17 protein-coding genes and 1 pseudogene are annotated in these 16,944 nt (G+C 73.8%); 7 read left to right on the top strand and 11 right to left on the bottom strand.

Annotated features, from left to right (window positions below):
* Both C1I99_RS18335 and C1I99_RS18330 read left to right on the top strand, forming a co-directional pair.
* Window positions 1–576: MmpS family transport accessory protein (locus C1I99_RS18335; RefSeq protein ID WP_233512574.1), on the top strand; the 576-nt coding region annotated here is incomplete at its 5' end.
* Between the two features lie 43 nt (window positions 577–619).
* Window positions 620–1,822 (top strand): pyridoxal phosphate-dependent aminotransferase, encoded by a 1,203-nt coding sequence (locus C1I99_RS18330; RefSeq protein WP_111135444.1) that lies wholly within the window; start codon window positions 620–622, stop codon window positions 1,820–1,822.
* Here C1I99_RS18330 and glmM read toward each other — a convergent pair.
* The 7 genes from glmM to C1I99_RS18295 form a co-directional block, all read right to left on the bottom strand.
* Window positions 1,819–3,177, bottom strand: a complete 1,359-nt coding sequence (gene glmM / locus C1I99_RS18325; protein ID WP_111135443.1) for a phosphoglucosamine mutase — start codon at window positions 3,175–3,177, stop codon at window positions 1,819–1,821. The two genes, C1I99_RS18330 and glmM, sit on opposite strands and share 4 nt — an antisense overlap.
* A gap of 117 nt (window positions 3,178–3,294) precedes the next feature.
* Window positions 3,295–3,759: a 30S ribosomal protein S9 gene (gene rpsI / locus C1I99_RS18320; RefSeq protein ID WP_018784602.1), complete on the bottom strand. Its 465-nt coding sequence runs from the start codon at window positions 3,757–3,759 to the stop codon at window positions 3,295–3,297.
* Between the two features lie 20 nt (window positions 3,760–3,779).
* Window positions 3,780–4,223: a 50S ribosomal protein L13 gene (gene rplM, locus C1I99_RS18315; protein WP_111135442.1), complete on the bottom strand. Its 444-nt coding sequence runs from the start codon at window positions 4,221–4,223 to the stop codon at window positions 3,780–3,782.
* A gap of 191 nt (window positions 4,224–4,414) precedes the next feature.
* Complete coding sequence (locus tag C1I99_RS18310) at window positions 4,415–5,782, bottom strand: MFS transporter (protein WP_111135441.1); 1,368 nt, start codon at window positions 5,780–5,782, stop codon at window positions 4,415–4,417.
* A gap of 197 nt (window positions 5,783–5,979) precedes the next feature.
* The gene (locus tag C1I99_RS18305) at window positions 5,980–6,273 is read right to left on the bottom strand and encodes a type II toxin-antitoxin system PemK/MazF family toxin (protein ID WP_111135440.1); all 294 of its coding nucleotides are present in this window, start codon (window positions 6,271–6,273) and stop codon (window positions 5,980–5,982) included.
* The gene (locus tag C1I99_RS18300; RefSeq protein WP_111135439.1) at window positions 6,263–6,520 is read right to left on the bottom strand and encodes a DUF6364 family protein; all 258 of its coding nucleotides are present in this window, start codon (window positions 6,518–6,520) and stop codon (window positions 6,263–6,265) included. The genes C1I99_RS18305 and C1I99_RS18300 overlap by 11 nt, the downstream gene beginning before the upstream one ends.
* Window positions 6,521–6,624: 104 nt before the next feature.
* Complete coding sequence (locus tag C1I99_RS18295) at window positions 6,625–7,326, bottom strand: class I SAM-dependent methyltransferase (RefSeq protein WP_111135438.1); 702 nt, start codon at window positions 7,324–7,326, stop codon at window positions 6,625–6,627.
* A 146-nt stretch (window positions 7,327–7,472) separates the two neighbouring features.
* Here C1I99_RS18295 and C1I99_RS18290 point away from each other — a divergent pair, with 146 nt between their 5' ends.
* The 5 genes from C1I99_RS18290 to C1I99_RS18270 are packed head-to-tail and all read left to right on the top strand — an operon-like array spanning window position 7,473 to window position 15,007.
* On the top strand, window positions 7,473–9,593 hold the full coding sequence (locus tag C1I99_RS18290; protein ID WP_111135437.1) for a molybdopterin oxidoreductase family protein: 2,121 nt from the start codon (window positions 7,473–7,475) through the stop codon (window positions 9,591–9,593).
* Window positions 9,594–9,615: 22 nt separating this feature from the next.
* Window positions 9,616–11,055 carry an FAD-dependent oxidoreductase gene (locus C1I99_RS18285; protein WP_111135436.1) on the top strand — a complete coding sequence of 480 codons (1,440 nt, stop codon included), beginning with the start codon at window positions 9,616–9,618 and terminating at the stop codon, window positions 11,053–11,055.
* On the top strand, window positions 11,052–13,574 hold the full coding sequence (gene nirB, locus C1I99_RS18280) for a nitrite reductase large subunit NirB (RefSeq protein WP_111135435.1): 2,523 nt from the start codon (window positions 11,052–11,054) through the stop codon (window positions 13,572–13,574). Before C1I99_RS18285 ends, nirB begins: the two co-directional genes overlap by 4 nt.
* The gene (gene nirD, locus C1I99_RS18275) at window positions 13,571–13,918 is read left to right on the top strand and encodes a nitrite reductase small subunit NirD (RefSeq protein ID WP_111135434.1); all 348 of its coding nucleotides are present in this window, start codon (window positions 13,571–13,573) and stop codon (window positions 13,916–13,918) included. Before nirB ends, nirD begins: the two co-directional genes overlap by 4 nt.
* The gene (locus tag C1I99_RS18270) at window positions 13,919–15,007 is read left to right on the top strand and encodes a uroporphyrinogen-III synthase (protein ID WP_111135433.1); all 1,089 of its coding nucleotides are present in this window, start codon (window positions 13,919–13,921) and stop codon (window positions 15,005–15,007) included. It abuts the gene before it with no gap.
* Window positions 15,008–15,103: 96 nt separating this feature from the next.
* On the opposite strand, the gene C1I99_RS18265 is transcribed toward C1I99_RS18270, so the two are convergent.
* The 4 genes and pseudogenes from C1I99_RS18265 to C1I99_RS18250 form a co-directional block, all read right to left on the bottom strand.
* Window positions 15,104–15,730 (bottom strand): GTP-binding protein, encoded by a 627-nt coding sequence (locus C1I99_RS18265; RefSeq protein ID WP_111135432.1) that lies wholly within the window; start codon window positions 15,728–15,730, stop codon window positions 15,104–15,106.
* Window positions 15,711–16,076, bottom strand: a complete 366-nt coding sequence (locus C1I99_RS18260; protein ID WP_111135431.1) for a DUF742 domain-containing protein — start codon at window positions 16,074–16,076, stop codon at window positions 15,711–15,713. Before C1I99_RS18260 ends, C1I99_RS18265 begins: the two co-directional genes overlap by 20 nt.
* A gap of 87 nt (window positions 16,077–16,163) precedes the next feature.
* Window positions 16,164–16,571, bottom strand: coding sequence for a roadblock/LC7 domain-containing protein (locus tag C1I99_RS18255; RefSeq protein ID WP_111135430.1), 408 nt, complete (start codon window positions 16,569–16,571; stop codon window positions 16,164–16,166).
* Window positions 16,568–16,944 (bottom strand): annotated as a pseudogene (locus tag C1I99_RS18250) (ATPase); the annotation flags it as partial. The pseudogene C1I99_RS18250 and the gene C1I99_RS18255, both read right to left, overlap by 4 nt.

Below are 16,944 nucleotides of genomic sequence, written 5' to 3'. Positions count from 1 at the left end.
GCGGTGCCGCCGGTCCACCTCCCACCCGGGTACCCGCCGCCGTACGGCCCGCCGGCACCGCCGCGCGGCTCGACCACCCGTTCCACGGTCATCGGGATCGTCGTGGCCGCGGCCACGGTCCTGGTCTTCGGCTTCTGCGCCTGCCTCGGCGTCGCGGGTTGGCTGGTCGGCGCCGAGGGGCGCTACTCCGGCGACCCGTACGCCGAGGAGCCGTACTACGACCCCTATGACGACGACGAGGAGCCGGAGGTCGGCGGCTGGCCGACGGCGGAGTCCACCCCGACGCTGCGGCCAGCACAGACGCCGTCCGACGGGCCGGGCAAGGTCACCGTCGTGTACGAGGTGACCGGCGACGGGCCGGCGGACCTGGAGTACTACGACGCCAACGGGGACTTCATCCAGGTCGAGCGGGTGAAGCTGCCCTGGCGGCAGCGCCTGCGGATGCACGACGACAACCGGGTCATGGTGCTGGCCAGCAACTCCGACGGGGAGGCGACGATCGCCTGCCGGGTCACCGTCGACGGGGCCCGGGTCGCCGAGGACGCGAGCGACTGGGCGGTCAACTGCACCGGCTGAGCGGCGGGTTGCCCCGGGACCGGCGGGCCGTAGGCTGGCGGGCGTGACGACGACCGCCGATGTCGACCCGCTGGTGGCCCGGATGCGCCCGTTCGGGACGACCATCTTCGCCGAGATGTCCGCCCTCGCCGTCCGGACCGGGGCGGTCAACCTCGGGCAGGGGTTCCCGGACACCGACGGCCCGCCGGAAATGCTCGCCGCCGCGGCCGAGGCGCTGCGCACCGGCCAAAACCAGTACCCGCCGGGCCCGGGGATCCCGGCGCTGCGCGCGGCGGTGGCCGCGCACCAGCGCCGGTTCTGGGGGCTGGAGTACGACCCGGACGGCGAGATCGTGGTGACCGCGGGGGCCACCGAGGCGGTCGCCGCGGCGATCCTCGGTCTCTGTGAGCCGGGTGACGAGGTGGTCTGCTTCGAGCCGTACTACGACTCGTACGCCGCCTCGATCGCGCTGGCCGGCGCGGTCCGGCGGCCGGTCACGCTGCGCCCCGCCGCCGACGGCCGGTACGCGTTCGACCCCGCTGCGCTGCGTGCCGCGTTCGGCCCACGGACCCGGCTGGTGCTGCTCAACTCCCCGCACAACCCGACCGGCAAGGTGTTCACCCCGGCCGAGCTGGCGCTGATCGCCGAGCTGTGCCGCGAGCACGGCGCGTACGCGGTGACCGACGAGGTGTACGAGCACCTGGTCTTCACCGACGCCGCGAGCGGCCACCTGCCGCTGGCGACCCTGCCCGGGATGCGCGAGCGGACCCTACGGATCTCCTCGGCCGGCAAGACGTTCTCCTGCACCGGCTGGAAGGTCGGCTGGGTGAGCGGCCCTGCCGCGCTGGTCTCGGCGGTACTGCGGGTGAAACAGTTCCTCACCTTCGTCAACGCCGCGCCGTTGCAGCCGGCGGTCGCGGTGGCGCTGGCCCTGCCCGACGACTACTTCGCCGATTTCCGCGCCGGCATGCAGGCCCGGCGTGACCAGCTCGTCGCCGGCCTGGCCGAGGCCGGGTTCCAGGTGCTCGCGCCGGAGGGGACGTACTTCGTCACCGCGGACGTCACCGCCCTCGGCGGGCGGGACGGGGTGGAGTTCTGCCGGTCGCTGCCCGAGCGGTGCGGCGTGGTGGCCGTCCCGACGCAGGTCTTCTACGACGACGCGGAGGCCGGTCGCCGGCTGGTCCGGTTCGCCTTCTGCAAGCGCCCGGAGGTGCTCACCGAGGCGGTCACCCGGCTGCGCGGGCTGCCGGCCAACGCCGCCGGCTAGGCGGGCGCGGGGCTGGCCACCCGGACGGCGCCGGCGATGCGCTCGGCGACCGCACGGGCGGTGTGCTCGGTGGCGGCCTCGACCATGACCCGCACCAGCGGCTCGGTGCCCGACGGACGGAGCAGCACCCGGCCGGTCTCGCCCAGCTCCGCCTCCGCCCGCTCGACCTCGGCCCGGACGGCGGGCGCGGTCGCGCCGACCGTACGGTCGGCCACCGGCACGTTGATCAGCACCTGGGGCAGCCGGTTGATCACCGTGGCCAGCTCCGCCAGGGACTTCCCGGTCGCCGCCATCCGGGACATCAGGTGCAGCCCGGTCAGCACGCCGTCGCCGGTGGTCGCGTACGCGGGCATGACGATGTGCCCGCTCTGCTCGCCGCCGAGCGCCAGCCCGGAGGCGCGCAGTTCCTCCAGCACGTACCGGTCGCCGACCTTGGTCTCGACCAGCCGGATGCCCTCCTGGGACATCGCCAGCCGCAGGCCGAGGTTGCTCATCACCGTGGCCACCAGGGTGTCCTCGGTGAGGGTGCCGGCCTCCCGCATGGCGAGCGCGAGGATCGCCATCACCTGGTCGCCGTCGACCTCGTCGCCCTCGGCGGTCACCGCGACGCACCGGTCGGCGTCGCCGTCGTGGGCGAGGCCCAGGTGCGCGCGGTGCTCGACCACCGCGGCGCGCAGCGCCTCGATGTGGTTGGAGCCGCAGTCGTCGTTGATGTTGAGCCCGTCGGGCTCGGCGTGGATCGCGATGACCTCCGCGCCGGCCTCCCGGTACGCCGCCGGGGCCACCTCAGCGGCCGCGCCGTTGGCGCAGTCGACCACGACCTTGATTCCGTCGAGGCGGTGCGGCACGGTGCCGACCAGGTGCTGCACGTAGTGGTCGGCGCCGTCGAGCAGGTCGTGCACCCGCCCCACGCCGGCCCCCACCGGGCGCTCCCAGGCGGTGGTGGCGTTCGCCTCGACGGCCGCCTCGATCTGCATCTCGATCTCGTCGGGCAGCTTGTGCCCGCCGGCGGCGAAGAGCTTGATCCCGTTGTCCGGCATCGGGTTGTGCGAGGCGGAGAGCATCACACCCAGGTCGGCCTTGGCCTCGGCGGTGAGGAACGCCACGGCCGGGGTCGGCAGCACGCCCACCCGGACCACGTTGGCGCCGGCGCTGGTGAGCCCGGCCACCACGGCGGCTTCCAGCATCTCGCCGCTGGCCCGGGTGTCCCGCCCGACCACGGCCAGCGGGGGATGGCTCCGGTCCGACTCCGCCAGCGTGTGGGCGGCGGCGACCGCCACCGCGAGCGCCAACTCGGGGGTGAGATCGGCGTTCGCCCGCCCGCGTACGCCGTCCGTGCCGAACAACCGGCCCATACCCGCCAACCTCCGGTGAAGCAGCCAATGAGAGAAAAGCGGAACGGCCGGACCACCTCCCCGGTCGAGGGCGAGGGGGTCCGGCCGTCCGTCAGAAGTACAACGTGCCGCTGAAGGTCAGCGCTTCGAGTACTGGGGAGCCTTGCGGGCCTTCTTGAGGCCGTACTTCTTGCTCTCCTTGACCCGCGCGTCGCGGGTGAGGAAGCCGGCCTTCTTCAGCGCCGGGCGGTCGTCCGGCTCGCTGACGATCAGGGCCCGGGCGATGGCCAGGCGCAGCGCGCCGGCCTGCCCGGTGGTGCCGCCGCCCCGCAGGTTGGCGATGACGTCGAACGCCTCGGGCTTCTCGGCGGTTACCAGCGGGTCCTTGATCAGCTGCTGGTGCACCTTGCTCGGGAAGTAGGCCTCGAGGTCGCGGCCGTTGCAGGTGATCTTGCCGGTGCCCGGCACGATACGGACCCGGACGATGGCCTCCTTCCGGCGACCCACGGTCTGGATCGGCCGGTCACCACGAGGCGCGCGGGCGACGGGCGCCGGCGCCTCGGTGGCCTCGGGGGCAACCTCGGTGGCGGTGATGTCGGTCATGCTGATTCCTTCGCCCGCGCTCACTGCGCGATCTGCTTGATCTCGAACGGCACCGGCTGCTGCGCGCCGTGCGGGTGCTCGGCACCGGCGTAGACCTTCAGCTTCTTGATGAGCTTACGGCCGAGCTTGTTGTGCGGGAGCATGCCCTTGACGGCCAGCTCGATGGCCCGCTCGGGGCGCTTGGCCAGCAGCTCGTCGTAGCCGACCTGCTTCAGACCACCCGGGTAGCCGGAGTGGCGGTAGGCGATCTTCTGCTGCCGCTTGTTGCCGGTCAGCGCCACCTTGCCCGCGTTCACGATGACGACGAAGTCGCCCGTGTCGACGTGCGGCGCGAAAGTCGGCTTGTGCTTACCGCGCAGCAACGTGGCGGCGTGGGTGGCCAGGCGGCCCAGCACGACGTCAGAGGCGTCGATGACGTGCCACTGACGCTCGATCTCACCCGGCTTCGGGCTGTACGTACGCACAGGTCTACCTTGTCTCGTCGTCGGTCTGGGGTCGCGCGCCGAGGTGACCGGGCGCGCACGAACGACCAAGCGTACCTCAGGTGGCACGCCGCTGGATGTCGTACAACAGCAGGCAACGATACCGGGCACCCTGACGGCAGGTCAAAGCGGGGGCCCGGCGAGCGCGCCGGACCCCCGCGCCATGACCAGCGTCACACCCCGGCGCGTGCCATCCGGGACCCCGGCCGCACGTACGCGACCCAGGTCACCAGGAGCAGCAGCAGGAAGAACCCGACGTAGAACCGGAGCGCCGGCTGGATCCCGCCGTAGGTCGACTTCGCCCAGGCGTAGCAGATGGGGACGAGGAAGCCGCCGAAGGCGCCGACAGAGGAGATGATCCCGAGAGCGCCGGCCGCCTGGCGCCGCATGGCCAGCATGGTCTCCGGCGAACCGCCCAGGTCCTCCCCCTTGACCTGGAAGATCCGGGAGATCATCCGGTAGGTCGAGCCGTTGCCGATCCCGGTCGCGATGAAGAGCAGCATGAAGGCCACGAAGAAGACCCCCAGCCGGCGCCCCTCGACCGACCACAGGGCCAGGTACGCCCCACCGGCCATCAGCACGAAGCTGGCCACGGTGACCCGGGCGCCGCCCACGACATCGGAGAGCCGGCCACCGAGCGGGCGGAACACCGAGCCGACGCCGGCGCCGAGGAACGCCCAGGCCAGAGCGATGTCGGGCCGCCCGAACACCGACGTGAGCAGGGTCGGGAAGGCGGCCGAGTAGCCGATGAAGGAGCCGAAGGTGCCGATGTACAGCAGCGACATGATCCAGGTGTCGCGGTGGCGCAGGGACGCCCAGACCGGCCCGACGTCGGCCTTGGCCTCGACGAGGTTGTCCATGAACAGGAAGGCACACACCGCCGCGATCACCGCCAGCGGGATGTACATCAGGCCGGCCCGGGCCAGCGCGAGCCCGCCACCGAGGACGATCACCTGTGGCACCAGGAACTGCACCACGGCCACGCCGATGTTGCCGCCGGCAGCGTTGAGGCCGAGCGCCCAGCCCTTCTCCCGCTCCGGATAGAAGAAGGAGATGTTCGCCATGCTGGAGGCGAAGTTGCCCCCGCCGAAGCCGGCGGTGGCGGCGATGAGCACCAGCGGCAGGAAGCCGATCTCGGGGTGCTGGACCGCCCAGGCCAGGCCGGCGCACGGGATGATCAGCAGCAGCGCCGAGATGATCGTCCAGTTGCGCCCGCCGAACACCGGGACGGCGAAGGTGTACGGCAGCCGTAGCAGCGCGCCGACGCCGCTGGGCACGGCGGTCAGCCAGAGCGCCTGACTGGTGGTCAGTTGCCAGCCGACGTCGTCCAGCCGGACCACGACGATGCTCCAGAGCAACCACACCGAGAAGCCGATGTGCTCCGCGAAGATCGAGTAGATGAGGTTACGCCGGGCGATCCGGCTGCCGACGGCGCGCCAGAAACCCGGGTCCTCCGGGGCCCAGTGGCCGATCCACCGGCCCGGCCGGTGTTGTAGGTCGATCTCGTCAGCGGTGTTGGGCTGCACGCTCGTAGTGGTCATCGGGCGCTCCTTCCGGCCGTGCGATGTCGTGGTCCGCACGACCCACCGGCCCGGCCGGCGTCGAGCGATCCCGGCAGCACGCTAGGCAGCGGCCGTTACCGGAGCGTTCGTCCTGGAATTCGAGCACGCAACGGCGCACGCACCGACCCGGTTGCCGGTCGGTGAGATGCGCCGCCTCGCCGCCGGGCGCCGGCGGCTCAGAGCTCCTGCAGGATGCGCAGCGCCCGACCGACCTTCCGCATGGTGTCGGTGTCGGCGATGTCCACGCACTCGGTGAACCACTGTTTCATCGGAGAGGAGAGCCGGTCGGGCATCACCACGTAGCCGCCCATCGGCACGGCGAGCGGCGAGTCGCGCAGCAGCGACTCCTCGACGACCTCGGCGACGATCACGATCGGCACGTCGGTGGAGTTGTAGACGTCGGAGCTGATGACCAGGCCAAACCGTTCCCGGGCGCCGGAGATGCGCCAGATCTCGCCCCTACGCAGCACGCGGGCGCCCGCCGAAGAGCAGGTCGTCGACCATGTCCACCTCGCGGGCGTCGGCGAGGGCGGCGGACTCCAGGTCGAGCCCGGCCCGGCCGACGGCGGCGGCGTGCGCGGTGAAGACCTCGCGCAGCGCCTTCTCCCGGGCCGCCTGGTCCATCCAGGCGGAGAGGGAGAGCCCTTCGCGCTTGGCGAACCGCCGGGCCTCCTCGATCGTCTCGTCGGAGAACGACAGGGTCACCTTGGCCGTCATGCCGGAGAGAATACCCACTGGTATGACCGCCAGTCATCCCGCTTCGCGCCGGTCGGCGAACCGGTCAAACGGCGCCGGCGGGGCCCGACCGGTGGGTGGGCGGGTCAGGCTGGCGGGCGGTGACCGCCGAAGACGGCGAACCGCCACTCCTTGAAGAAGCAGTCCACGTCGACCAGACCGGCCTCGCCCAGCCAGCGGCACTGGTCGCCGACGGTGGCCGGCCGGTCGTGCCGCATCCGCTCCCGGGCACCGGCGAGCTCCGCCGCGTCGGAGCCCAGCTCGGTGATCCGGGACGTCCAGACCTCGTCGTACCGCCGGTCGAGCGCCGGGGTCGGGCCGGCCACCTGCTCGGCGTTGACGAACACTCCACCGGGCACCAGCGCCTCGACCGCCCGGCGGTAGAGCGTCCGCTTGCCGGCGTCGTCGAGGTGGTGGATGGCCAGCGCGCTGACCACCGCGTGGTAGCGGCCGGCGGGGAGCGGGTGGGCCAGATCGGCCCGCACCGTGCGGTGCGGCACCGCCCGGGCCCGCAGGTGGCCGGCGGCGACGGCAAGCATCGCCGGCGCGCCGTCGACCAGGGTCACCCGCACCCCGGGCACCGCCGCGGCGATCAGCAGCGAGAGCAGCCCGGTGCCCGCGCCCAGGTCCAGCACCTCGGGGGTACGCCCCGACGCCAGCGCGGCCCGCAACGGCGGCGCCGCCACCTCCACCGCGGTGCCGTAGAAGGCGTCGAAGCAGGGCACCAACCGGCGGCGGGCCGCGTCGTAGCTGCCCGCCACCGCGTCGAAGGCCGCCGCCACACTCATGCCCGCCTCCTAGAATATGGGACAGATTTCCCACATTATAACCACGGGAGCCGGCCCGGTCCCCCCGTACGGTGTGAGGGGCTCTTGACAGGACCGAAACAGAAGAGACCCGGACCGGAAACGGCCCGGCGGCACGCTTTGCCGACATGACAGACGGTGCACAGCCGACGACTCGACCGGGGCGGACGCCCCGGGAGGTGGCGACGCACTGCCCGTACTGCGCCCTCCAGTGCGGGATGACGCTGCGCGAGGAGGAGACCGGCGCTGTCACGGTGCTCCCCCGGCAGTTCCCCACCAACCGGGGCGGCCTCTGCCAGAAGGGCTGGACCGCCGCGGAACTGCTCGACCACCCCGAACGGCTGACCACCCCGCTGCTCCGCGACCCGGCCAGCGGCGAGTTGCGCCCGGCGAGCTGGGACGCCGCCCTGAACCGGATCGTCACCGGGCTACGCGCCGTCCAGGCCGGACCCGGGCCGGACGCGGTCGCCGTCTTCGGCGGCGGCGGCCTCACCAACGAGAAGGCGTACGCGCTCGGCAAGTTCGCCCGCACCGCGCTGCGCACCCGGTACATCGACTACAACGGGCGGTTCTGCATGTCCTCGGCGGCGGCCGCGGGGATGCGCGCCTTCGGCGTGGACCGCGGGCTGCCGTTCCCGCTCGCCGACCTCGGCTCGGCCGACACCCTGCTGCTGGTCGGCGCGAACCCGGCGGAGACCATGCCACCGCTGGTGCGCTGGCTGACCGAGCAGCGCCAGCGCGGCGGAAAGCTGATCGTGGTCGACCCCCGGCTCACCGCCACCGCGCGCCAGGCCGACCTGCACCTGCAGCCGCTGCCCGGCACCGATCTGGCGGTGGCGAACGCGCTGCTGCACATCGCGCTCACCGAGGGCTGGGTCGACCGGGACTACGTCGCCGCCCGCACCACCGGTTTCGAGGCCGTCCGCCGCAGCGTGGCCGCCTGGTGGCCGGCCCGCGCCGAGGCGCTCTCCGGGGTGCCGGTAGCCGACCTGGAGGAGACCGCCCGGGCGCTGGGCACCGCCGACCGCGTGATCATTCTCACCGCCCGCGGCGCCGAGCAGCACGCCAAGGGCGTCGACACGGTCACCGCCTTCGTCAACCTGGCGCTCGCCCTCGGCCTGCCCGGCCGCCCCGGCTCCGGCTACGGCTGCCTGACCGGGCAGGGCAACGGCCAGGGCGGGCGGGAGCACGGGCAGAAGGCCGACCAGCTCCCCGGGTACCGGCGGATCGACGACCCGGCCGCCCGGGAGCACGTCGCCGGGGTGTGGGGCGTGCCGGCCGAGGAACTGCCCGGGCCGGGGGTGCCGGCGTACCGGCTGCTGGACTCGTTGGGCACCCCGGACGGGCCGAAGGCGCTGCTGGTCTTCGGCTCCAACCCGGTGGTCTCCGCGCCCCGGGCCGCCCGGATCGAACGCCGGCTGCGCGACCTCGACCTGCTGGTGGTCGCCGACTTCCTGCTCTCCGAGACGGCCGCGCTGGCCGACGTGGTGCTGCCCACCGCGCAGTGGGCCGAGGAGGACGGCACGATGACCAATCTGGAGGGCCGGGTGCTGCGCCGCCGGGCGCTGCGGGAACCACCGCCGGGCGTCCGGACCGACCTGGCGATCCTCGCCGACCTGGCGCAACGGCTGGCAGCGAAGCCCGAGTTCCCGACCGACCCGTACCTCGTCTTCGACGAGTTGCGGCGTGCCTCGGCCGGCGGCCCGGCGGACTACGCCGGGGTGAGCTGGGAGCGGATCGACGCGGCGGACGGGGTCTGGTGGCCCTGCCCCACCGACGACGGGCCGGACACCCCCCGGCTTTTCGCCGACCGGTTCGCCACCCCGGACGGACTTGCCCGGTTCCACCCGGTGGAGCACCGGCCGGCGGCCGAGGAGGTCTGCGCCGACTACCCGCTGCACTTCACCACCGGCCGGGTGCTGGCCCAGTACCAGTCCGGCACCCAGACGCGGCGCGTCGCCGCGCTGCGCCGGGCCGCCCCGGACGCCTTCGTCGAGCTGCACCCGGACCTGGCCGAGCGCCTCGGGGTGGCCGACGGCGAGCCGGTGCGGGTGGTCTCCCGCCGGGGCGAGCTGCGCGCGCCGGCCCGGCTCAGCACGGCGATCCGGCCGGACACGGTCTTCGCCCCGTTCCACTGGGGCGGGACGGCGCGCGCCAACTCGGTCACCAACGATGCCGTCGACCCGGTCTCCGGGATGCCGGAATTCAAGATCTGCGCCGTCCGGGTGGAAAGGGTGGACGAGCCATGAGCGAGCGGAGCGGAGAGCGGCCATGAGCGACCGCGTGGTGATCGTGGGCAACGGGATGGCCGGCTCCCGGCTCGCCGCCGAGCTGCACGCCCGCGACGGCGACCGCAAGGTCATCGTGCTCGGCGCGGAACCGCACCCGGCGTACAACCGGATCATGCTCTCCACCCTGCTGGCCGGGAAGATCGGCGAGCCGGATGTCGAGCTGGCCGAGGTCGCCGGGCAGGGCGTCGACCTGCGGACCGGGGTGACCGTGACCGCGATCGACCGCGCCCGGCGGGTGGTGCACACCGCCGAGGACGACCACCTCCCCTACGACCACCTGGTGCTCGCCACCGGCAGCCGGGCGCTGGTGCCGCCGCTGCCCGGCCTGGACGGACCCGAACTGCCGGAGCGGGTGGTGCCGTTCCGCACCCTGGACGACTGCCGGCGCATCCTCGCCGTGGCCGAGGGCGCCCGGCGTGCGCTGGTGCTCGGCGGCGGGCTGCTCGGGCTGGAGGCGGCCCGCGGGCTCGCCGCCCGTGGGCTCGACGTCGAGGTGGTGCACCCGGTGCCGTACCTGATGGAACGGCAGCTCGACCCCGCCGGCGCCGCGGTGCTGGCCGGCACGCTGGCCGGCCTCGGGGTGACCACCCACCTCGCCGTCGCGGCGACCGCGGTCGCCGCCGACGCCAGCGGGGTCCGCCTCGACCTGGCCGACGGCCGGTCGCTCACCGCCGATTTGCTGGTGCTCTCCTGCGGGGTACGCCCCGACACCGCGCTCGCCTCGGCGGCCGGGCTGGCGGTGGAGCGCGGCGTGCTGGTCGACGACCGGCTGCGCACCAGTGACCGACGGATCTCGGCGATCGGCGACTGCGCCCAGCACGACGGCACCCTCACCGGTCTGGTCGCCCCGGCTTGGGCGCAGGCCCGGGTGGTGGCGCAGGTGCTCACCGGCGCGGACCCGCTGGCCCGCTACCGGCCCCGGCCGGCGGTGACCCGGCTCAAGGCGGCCGGCATCGACCTCGCCGCGATGGGCGACCCGACCGGCGGTGAGGCCGGCGAGGAGCTGACCTTCGCCGACCCGGCCCGCGGCACGTACGCCCGGCTGCGCATCCACGACGAGCGGTTGACCGCCGCGATCCTGCTGGGCGACAACCCGGCGGTCGGCACGGTGATCCAGCTCTTCGACCGGGGCCAGCCGGTGCCGGCCGACCGGCGCTCCCTGCTACTCGGCCGGGCCCTGGGCGGGGCGGCCTCGGCGCCCGCCGCGTCCCCGGCGCTGATGCCCGACGCGGCGACCGTCTGCCAGTGCAACACGGTCAGCAAGGGAGCGCTGGTCGCCTGCTGGCGGGCCGGGGCCCGGTCGGTCGACGCGATGGTGGCGGCGACCCGGGCCGGCACCGGCTGCGGCGGCTGCCGGGACGCGGTCGCCGGCATCGTCGACTGGCTGTCCGAAGCGGATTCGGTGGAGGTGACGCGATGAACGGCGGCAGGGTGATCGTCGTCGGCAACGGCATGGTCGGGCAGCGCTTCGTTGACGCGCTGCGCGCCCGCGACCCGCAGGGGCGCTGGCAGGTGACCGTCCTGGCCGAGGAGAGCCGGCCGGCGTACGACCGGGTGCGGCTCTCGGCATTCTTCGACGGGGTGAGTGCGGACGAGTTGAACCTGCACACCCCCGACGAGGGCGTCGAGCTGCGACTCGGTGAGCCGGTCACCGCGGTCGACCGGGACCGCCGGGTGGTGACCACCGCGGCCGGCGAGTACCCGTACGACGCGCTGGTGCTGGCCACCGGCTCGTACGCCTTCGTCCCACCGGTGGACGGCGTGGCGCTGCCCGGCGTCTTCGTCTACCGCACGCTGGACGACCTGGCGGCGATCCGCGAGCACGCGCGGGGCCGGCATACCGGCGCGGTGATCGGCGGTGGCCTGCTCGGGCTGGAGGCGGCGAACGCGCTGCGCCTGCTCGGCCTGGCCACCAGCGTGGTGGAGTTCGCGCCCCGGCTGATGCCGGTGCAGGTCGATACCGCCGGCGGCGCGATGCTCCGCCGGTACGTCGAGGAGCTGGGCGTGACCACCCACCTCGGGGTCGCCACCACCGCGCTGCGGTCCGGCCCGGACGGCACGGTCGCCGCGCTGGAGCTGGCCGACGGCACGGTGCTCGACACCGACATCGTGGTGGTGGCGGCCGGCATCCGCCCCCGCGACGAGCTGGCCCGGGCCGCCGGGCTGCCACTCGGCCCGCGCGGCGGCGTGCTGGTCGACGCGGCCTGCCGCAGCGCCGACGAGCGGATCTGGGCGGTCGGCGAGTGCGCGGCGGTCGACGGCACCTGCCACGGCCTGGTCGCCCCCGGGTACGCGATGGCCGAGGTGGTCGCCGACCGGCTGGTCGGCGGGGCGGCCACCTTCCCCGGCGCGGACACCGCCACCAAGCTCAAGCTGCTCGGCGTGGACGTGGCGTCGTTCGGCGACGCGCACGGCGCCACCACGGGCTGTCTCGACGTCACCTTCACCGACCCGGCCACCCGGGTCTACGCCAAGCTGGTCCTCTCCGACGACGCGAAGACCCTGCTCGGTGGGGTGCTGGTCGGTGACGCGAGCGCGTACCCGACGCTGCGGGCCAGTGTCGGCGGGCCGCTGCCCGCGCCCCCGTTGGCGCTGCTCGCGCCGGACGGCGCGGCCGGTGCGGGGGCCGGCGCGCTCCCGGCCGCCGCCCAGGTCTGCTCCTGCAACGCGGTCACCCGGGCCGACATCGACGAGGCGATCGCCGGCGGCTGCGCGGACGTACCGGCGCTGAAGGCGTGCACCCGGGCCGGCACCAGCTGTGGCTCCTGCGTGCCGATGCTCAAGCAGCTGCTCGACGCGGCCGGGGTGAAGCAGTCCACGGCGCTCTGCGAGCACTTCGACGCGAGCCGCCAAGAGCTCTTCGACATCGTCCGGGTCCGGGGCATCCGCACCTTCTCCCGGCTGGTGGCCGAGCACGGTCGCGGGCGCGGCTGCGACATCTGCAAGCCGGTCGTCGCCTCGATCCTCGCCTCGCTGGGCAGCGGGCACGTGCTCGACGGCGAGCAGGCGTCGTTGCAGGACACCAACGACCACTTCCTGGCCAACCTGCAACGCGACGGCAGCTACTCGGTGGTCCCGCGGATCCCCGGCGGCGAGATCACCCCGGAGAAGCTGATCGTGATCGGCGAGGTGGCCCGGGACTTCCAGCTCTACACGAAGATCACCGGCGGGCAGCGGATCGACCTGTTCGGGGCCCGGGTGGAGCAGCTGCCCCAGATCTGGCGCCGGCTGGTGGACGCCGGCTTCGAGTCCGGCCACGCGTACGGCAAGGCGCTGCGCACGGTGAAGTCCTGCGTCGGGTCGACCTGGTGCCGGTACGGGGTGCAGGATTCGGTCGGCCTGGCGATCGCCCTGGAGCTGCGCTACCGGGGGCTGCGCGCCCCACACAAGATCAAATCGGCGGTGTCGGGCTGCGCCCGGGAGTGCGCCGAGGCGCGCAGCAAGGACTTCGGCATCATCGCCACCGAGACCGGCTGGAACCTGTACGTCGGCGGCAACGGCGGCTTCCGGCCCCGGCACGCCGACCTCTTCGCCACCGACCTGAGCACCGAGGATCTGGTCCGTTACGTCGACCGGTTCCTGATGTTCTACATCCGCACCGCCGACCGGCTGCAACGCACCGCCGCCTGGATCGAGGCGATGGACGGCGGGCTCGACCACCTCCGCGCGGTGATCGTGGACGACTCGCTCGGCCTCTGCGCCGAACTGGACGAGGCGATGGCCCGGCACGTGGCGTCCTACTCGGACGAATGGCGGGACGTGCTCGACGACCCGGAGCGGCTGCGCCGGTTCGCCTCCTTCGTCAACGCGCCGGACGTGCCCGACCCGTCGATCAGCTTCGCGCTGGAACGGGGACAGCCGGTGCCGGCGGGCGGCCGACCGCCCGCGTCCGCGGTCCGGCAGCCGGTGACCCTGGGGCTTCCGGAGGTGCGGCGATGACCACCGCGACGATGCTGAGCTGGACCGTGGTCTGCCCGCTGGACCGGCTGGAACCCGACCGCGGGGTGGCCGCGCTGGTCGACGGCGTGCAGGTGGCGCTCTTCCGCACCGCCGACGGGCTGTTCGCCATCGACAACCTCGACCCGGTCGGCGGGGCGTACGTGCTGTCGCGGGGGATCGTGGGCAGCCGGGGCGGGGTGCCGACCATCGCCTCCCCGCTGCACAAGCAGGTGTACGACCTGCGTACCGGGGAGTGCCTCGACCTGCCCGGGATTTCCGTGGCCCGGCACGAGGTGCGCTGCCGGGACGGCCTGGTCGAGGTGCGGCTGCGACAGGAGGGGTGAATGCGCGACGAACTGGCCGGCTTCACCATCGGGGTGACCGCCGACCGGCGGCGGGACGAACTCGCCGCGCTGCTGCAGCGGCGGGGCGCCCGGGTGGTGCTCGCCCCGGCCCTGCGGATCGTGCCGCTGGCCGACGACACCGAGCTGCGGGAGGCCACTCGGGCCTGCCTGGACCGGCCGCCGGACATCCTGATGGCGAACACCGGCATCGGCATGCGCGGCTGGCTGGAGGCCGCCGAGGGTTGGGGGCTGGCCGAGCCGCTGCGCTCGGTGCTCGGCGAGGCGTACGTGGTGGCGCGCGGCCCCAAGGCGCGGGGGGCGATCCGCGCCGCCGGCCTGCACGACCAGTGGTCACCGGCCTCGGAGAGCTGTGACGAGGTGGTCGACCACCTCCGCCGGCGCGGCGTGGCCGGGCAGGTGATCGCCATGCAGCTGCACGGCGAGCGGCAACCGGAGTGCACGATGGCGCTGGAGGCGGCCGGGGCGACGGTGATCGAGGTGCCGGTCTACCGCTGGGCGCCGCCGACCGACCCGGCCCCGCTGCACCGGCTGATCGACCTGGTCGCCGGTCGGCTGGTCGACGCGGTCACGTTCACCTCGGCACCGGCGGCGGAGGCGCTGCTGCGGGCAGCCGGGGAGCGTAGCGAGGCGGTGCTGGACGCCTTCCGCACCGACGTGCTGGCCAGTTGCGTCGGCGCGGTGACCGCCGAGCCCCTGCTGCAGCGGGGGGTGCCGGTCAGCGCGCCGAACCGGGCCCGGTTGGGCGCCCTGGTGCGGACCATCATCGACGAGTTGCCCCGCCGGACGGTCACCCTGAAGGCGGCGGGTCACCTGCTCACCCTGCGCGGACACGCAGCCGTGGTGGACGGCGAACTGCGCCCGCTCGCCCCCGCCCCGATGGCGGTGCTCCGGGCGCTGGCCAGCTCCCCCGGCCGGGTGCTGTCCCGCACCGCGCTGCTACGTACGCTGCCGCGCGGCGCGGACGAGCACGCGGTGGAGATGGCGGTGGCCCGGCTGCGCGCCGGCCTGCGCGCCCCCCACCTGGTGCAGACCGTCGTCAAGCGGGGCTACCGCCTCCGCGTCGACTGACCCTCGACCCGTCTGCCGGCACCCGCCCACGACGGCAGGTGCCCGGCACCGCGCTGGCGAGTGCCCGGCGCCCGCCCGGCGGCCGGGCGGGCCCGGTCAGCCCACCGGGGTCGGGTAACCCCGGCCGTGCTCAGCCTCGAGGCGGAGCATGGCGTGCTCGACGACGGTCACCAACACCTGCTTGACCGACTCGCGCTGCCGGGCGTCGCACATCACCAGCGGCACGTCCGGCGAGATCGCCAGCGCCTCGCGGACCTCCTCCAGCTCGTACTGCGGCGCGCCGTCGAACCGGTTCAGCGCCACCACGTACGGCAGGTTGCGGTTCTCGAAATAGTCCAGCGGCGCGAAGGCGTCGGCGATCCGGCGGGTGTCCACCAGGACGGCCGCGCCCACCGCGCCCCGGATGATCTCGTCCCACATGAACCAGAATCGGGTCTGGCCCGGTGTGCCGAACAGGTAGAGGATCAGGTCCTCGGCCATGGTGATCCGGCCGAAGTCCATGGCGACCGTGGTGGTCTCCTTGCCGGGCACCTTGGACGGGTCGTCGATGCCGACACCGGCCGCGGTCATCACCGCCTCGGTGGTCAGCGGAGTGATCTCCGAGATCGCGCCGACCAGCGTCGTCTTGCCCACGCCGAAGCCACCCGCGATCACGATCTTCGCGGAGATGATTCCCCGGCTCTGCTGGCGGGCCCCAGCGGGGTCATAGCCTGCGAAGTCCACTTAACACCCTTCCAAGGATCTCCATCCGCTCCTCGAACCCCTCGGCGGGAGCGGCAGTGTGTAGCGTCAGCAGGCCCTCGGCCACCATGTCGGCGACCAGCACCCGGGTGACGCCGAGCGGCATCCGGGTGTACGCGGCGACCTCGGCCAGCGACTGTGCCCGCCCCTCGCAGACCGTGGCGATGCGGTACTTGTCGTGCCCGGCGAACCGCGCCTCGGCAACCGCGGTGGCACTCGCGCTCAGCACCGCCTCCAGGGCGATGTCCTGCCGGGGCTCGGTACGCCCCCGGGTGACCGCGTACGGCCGTACGAGAGCGCCACGCGGATCCTCACGGCGATGTTCCATCCGCGGTCACCTCCTCTCGCGGCCAGAGCCCACGGGCACCGGATCAGTTGTCGCCGGCCGACGCGCGGGCCGCGCGTCGCGCCCCCGTCACGAACGCACCACGTCCCGGGGCAGCGGCACCAGCGCCGCGCCGACCCGCTCGACCAGCAACGCCATCTCGTAGCCCACCTGCCCGACGTCGCAGCTACGGGCCGCGAGCACGGCCATCGACGACCCGTCGCTGATCGACATCAGGAAGAGGTAGCCGCTGTCCATCTCGATGACCGTCTGCAACACCCCGCCGGCGCTGAACATCCGGGCGGCACCCTCGGTCAGGCTCACCACGCCCGAGGTGATCGCCGCGAGCTGGTCCGCCCGGTCCCCGGGCAGATCCCGGGAGGAGGCGAGCAGCAGCCCGTCGGCGGACACCGCCACCACGTGGGCGATACCCGCCACGCTGTCGGCGAAGTTGGTGAGCAACCAACCCATGTCCTGCATGGCCGCTGGCCTGTTCATCGGCTCGTCTCCTTGGTCGAGGTGCTGTCCTGGTCCGTTCCGGCCGCCCGCCCGCGCTGCACGCCGCGGTGGTAGGCCGACAACAGGCCCCGTACTTCGTCCGGCGTGCGCCGGACGCGGTCCCGGCCGCTCCGCGACTCGATGCCGCCGGGCACGAGCTGTGCCTGCGGCACTCGCTTGGGCAGGCCGGACCGGGTGATCCCGCCGGTGGCGGGCTCCGCGGCCCGCTGGGCACGGGTCCACCCCTCGTCGGCCGCCGTCCGCCAGGCGTCCGCGTCGGTCGCGGCGGGTGGTGGCGGGGCCGGAGCCGAGGCCGGGGCCGGAGCCGGAGCCGGAGCCGGAGCCGGAGCCGGGGCCGGCCCCGGCCTCGGCT

Source organism: Micromonospora deserti (assembly GCF_003236335.1).
In the GTDB taxonomy this organism is placed as follows: domain Bacteria; phylum Actinomycetota; class Actinomycetes; order Mycobacteriales; family Micromonosporaceae; genus Micromonospora; species Micromonospora deserti.
Note: the sequence above shows the minus strand (reverse complement) of the source record. Positions and strands in the feature narration are given on the sequence as shown.

What these genes read in the sequence shown, in the direction of transcription:
- rpsI (WP_018784602.1), bottom strand. Translation starts at nt 3,759, where the DNA reads ATGACCGACATCACCGCCACCGAGGTTGCCCCCGAGGCCACCGAGGCG.
- nirD (WP_111135434.1), top strand. Translation starts at nt 13,571, where the DNA reads ATGACCACCGCGACGATGCTGAGCTGGACCGTGGTCTGCCCGCTGGAC.
- nirB (WP_111135435.1), top strand. Translation starts at nt 11,052, where the DNA reads ATGAACGGCGGCAGGGTGATCGTCGTCGGCAACGGCATGGTCGGGCAG.
- C1I99_RS18260 (WP_111135431.1), bottom strand. Translation starts at nt 16,076, where the DNA reads ATGGAACATCGCCGTGAGGATCCGCGTGGCGCTCTCGTACGGCCGTAC.
- C1I99_RS18285 (WP_111135436.1), top strand. Translation starts at nt 9,616, where the DNA reads ATGAGCGACCGCGTGGTGATCGTGGGCAACGGGATGGCCGGCTCCCGG.
- C1I99_RS18255 (WP_111135430.1), bottom strand. Translation starts at nt 16,571, where the DNA reads ATGAACAGGCCAGCGGCCATGCAGGACATGGGTTGGTTGCTCACCAAC.
- C1I99_RS18310 (WP_111135441.1), bottom strand. Translation starts at nt 5,782, where the DNA reads ATGACCACTACGAGCGTGCAGCCCAACACCGCTGACGAGATCGACCTA.
- glmM (WP_111135443.1), bottom strand. Translation starts at nt 3,177, where the DNA reads ATGGGCCGGTTGTTCGGCACGGACGGCGTACGCGGGCGGGCGAACGCC.
- C1I99_RS18295 (WP_111135438.1), bottom strand. Translation starts at nt 7,326, where the DNA reads ATGAGTGTGGCGGCGGCCTTCGACGCGGTGGCGGGCAGCTACGACGCG.
- C1I99_RS18300 (WP_111135439.1), bottom strand. Translation starts at nt 6,520, where the DNA reads ATGACGGCCAAGGTGACCCTGTCGTTCTCCGACGAGACGATCGAGGAG.
- C1I99_RS18270 (WP_111135433.1), top strand. Translation starts at nt 13,919, where the DNA reads ATGCGCGACGAACTGGCCGGCTTCACCATCGGGGTGACCGCCGACCGG.
- C1I99_RS18290 (WP_111135437.1), top strand. Translation starts at nt 7,473, where the DNA reads ATGACAGACGGTGCACAGCCGACGACTCGACCGGGGCGGACGCCCCGG.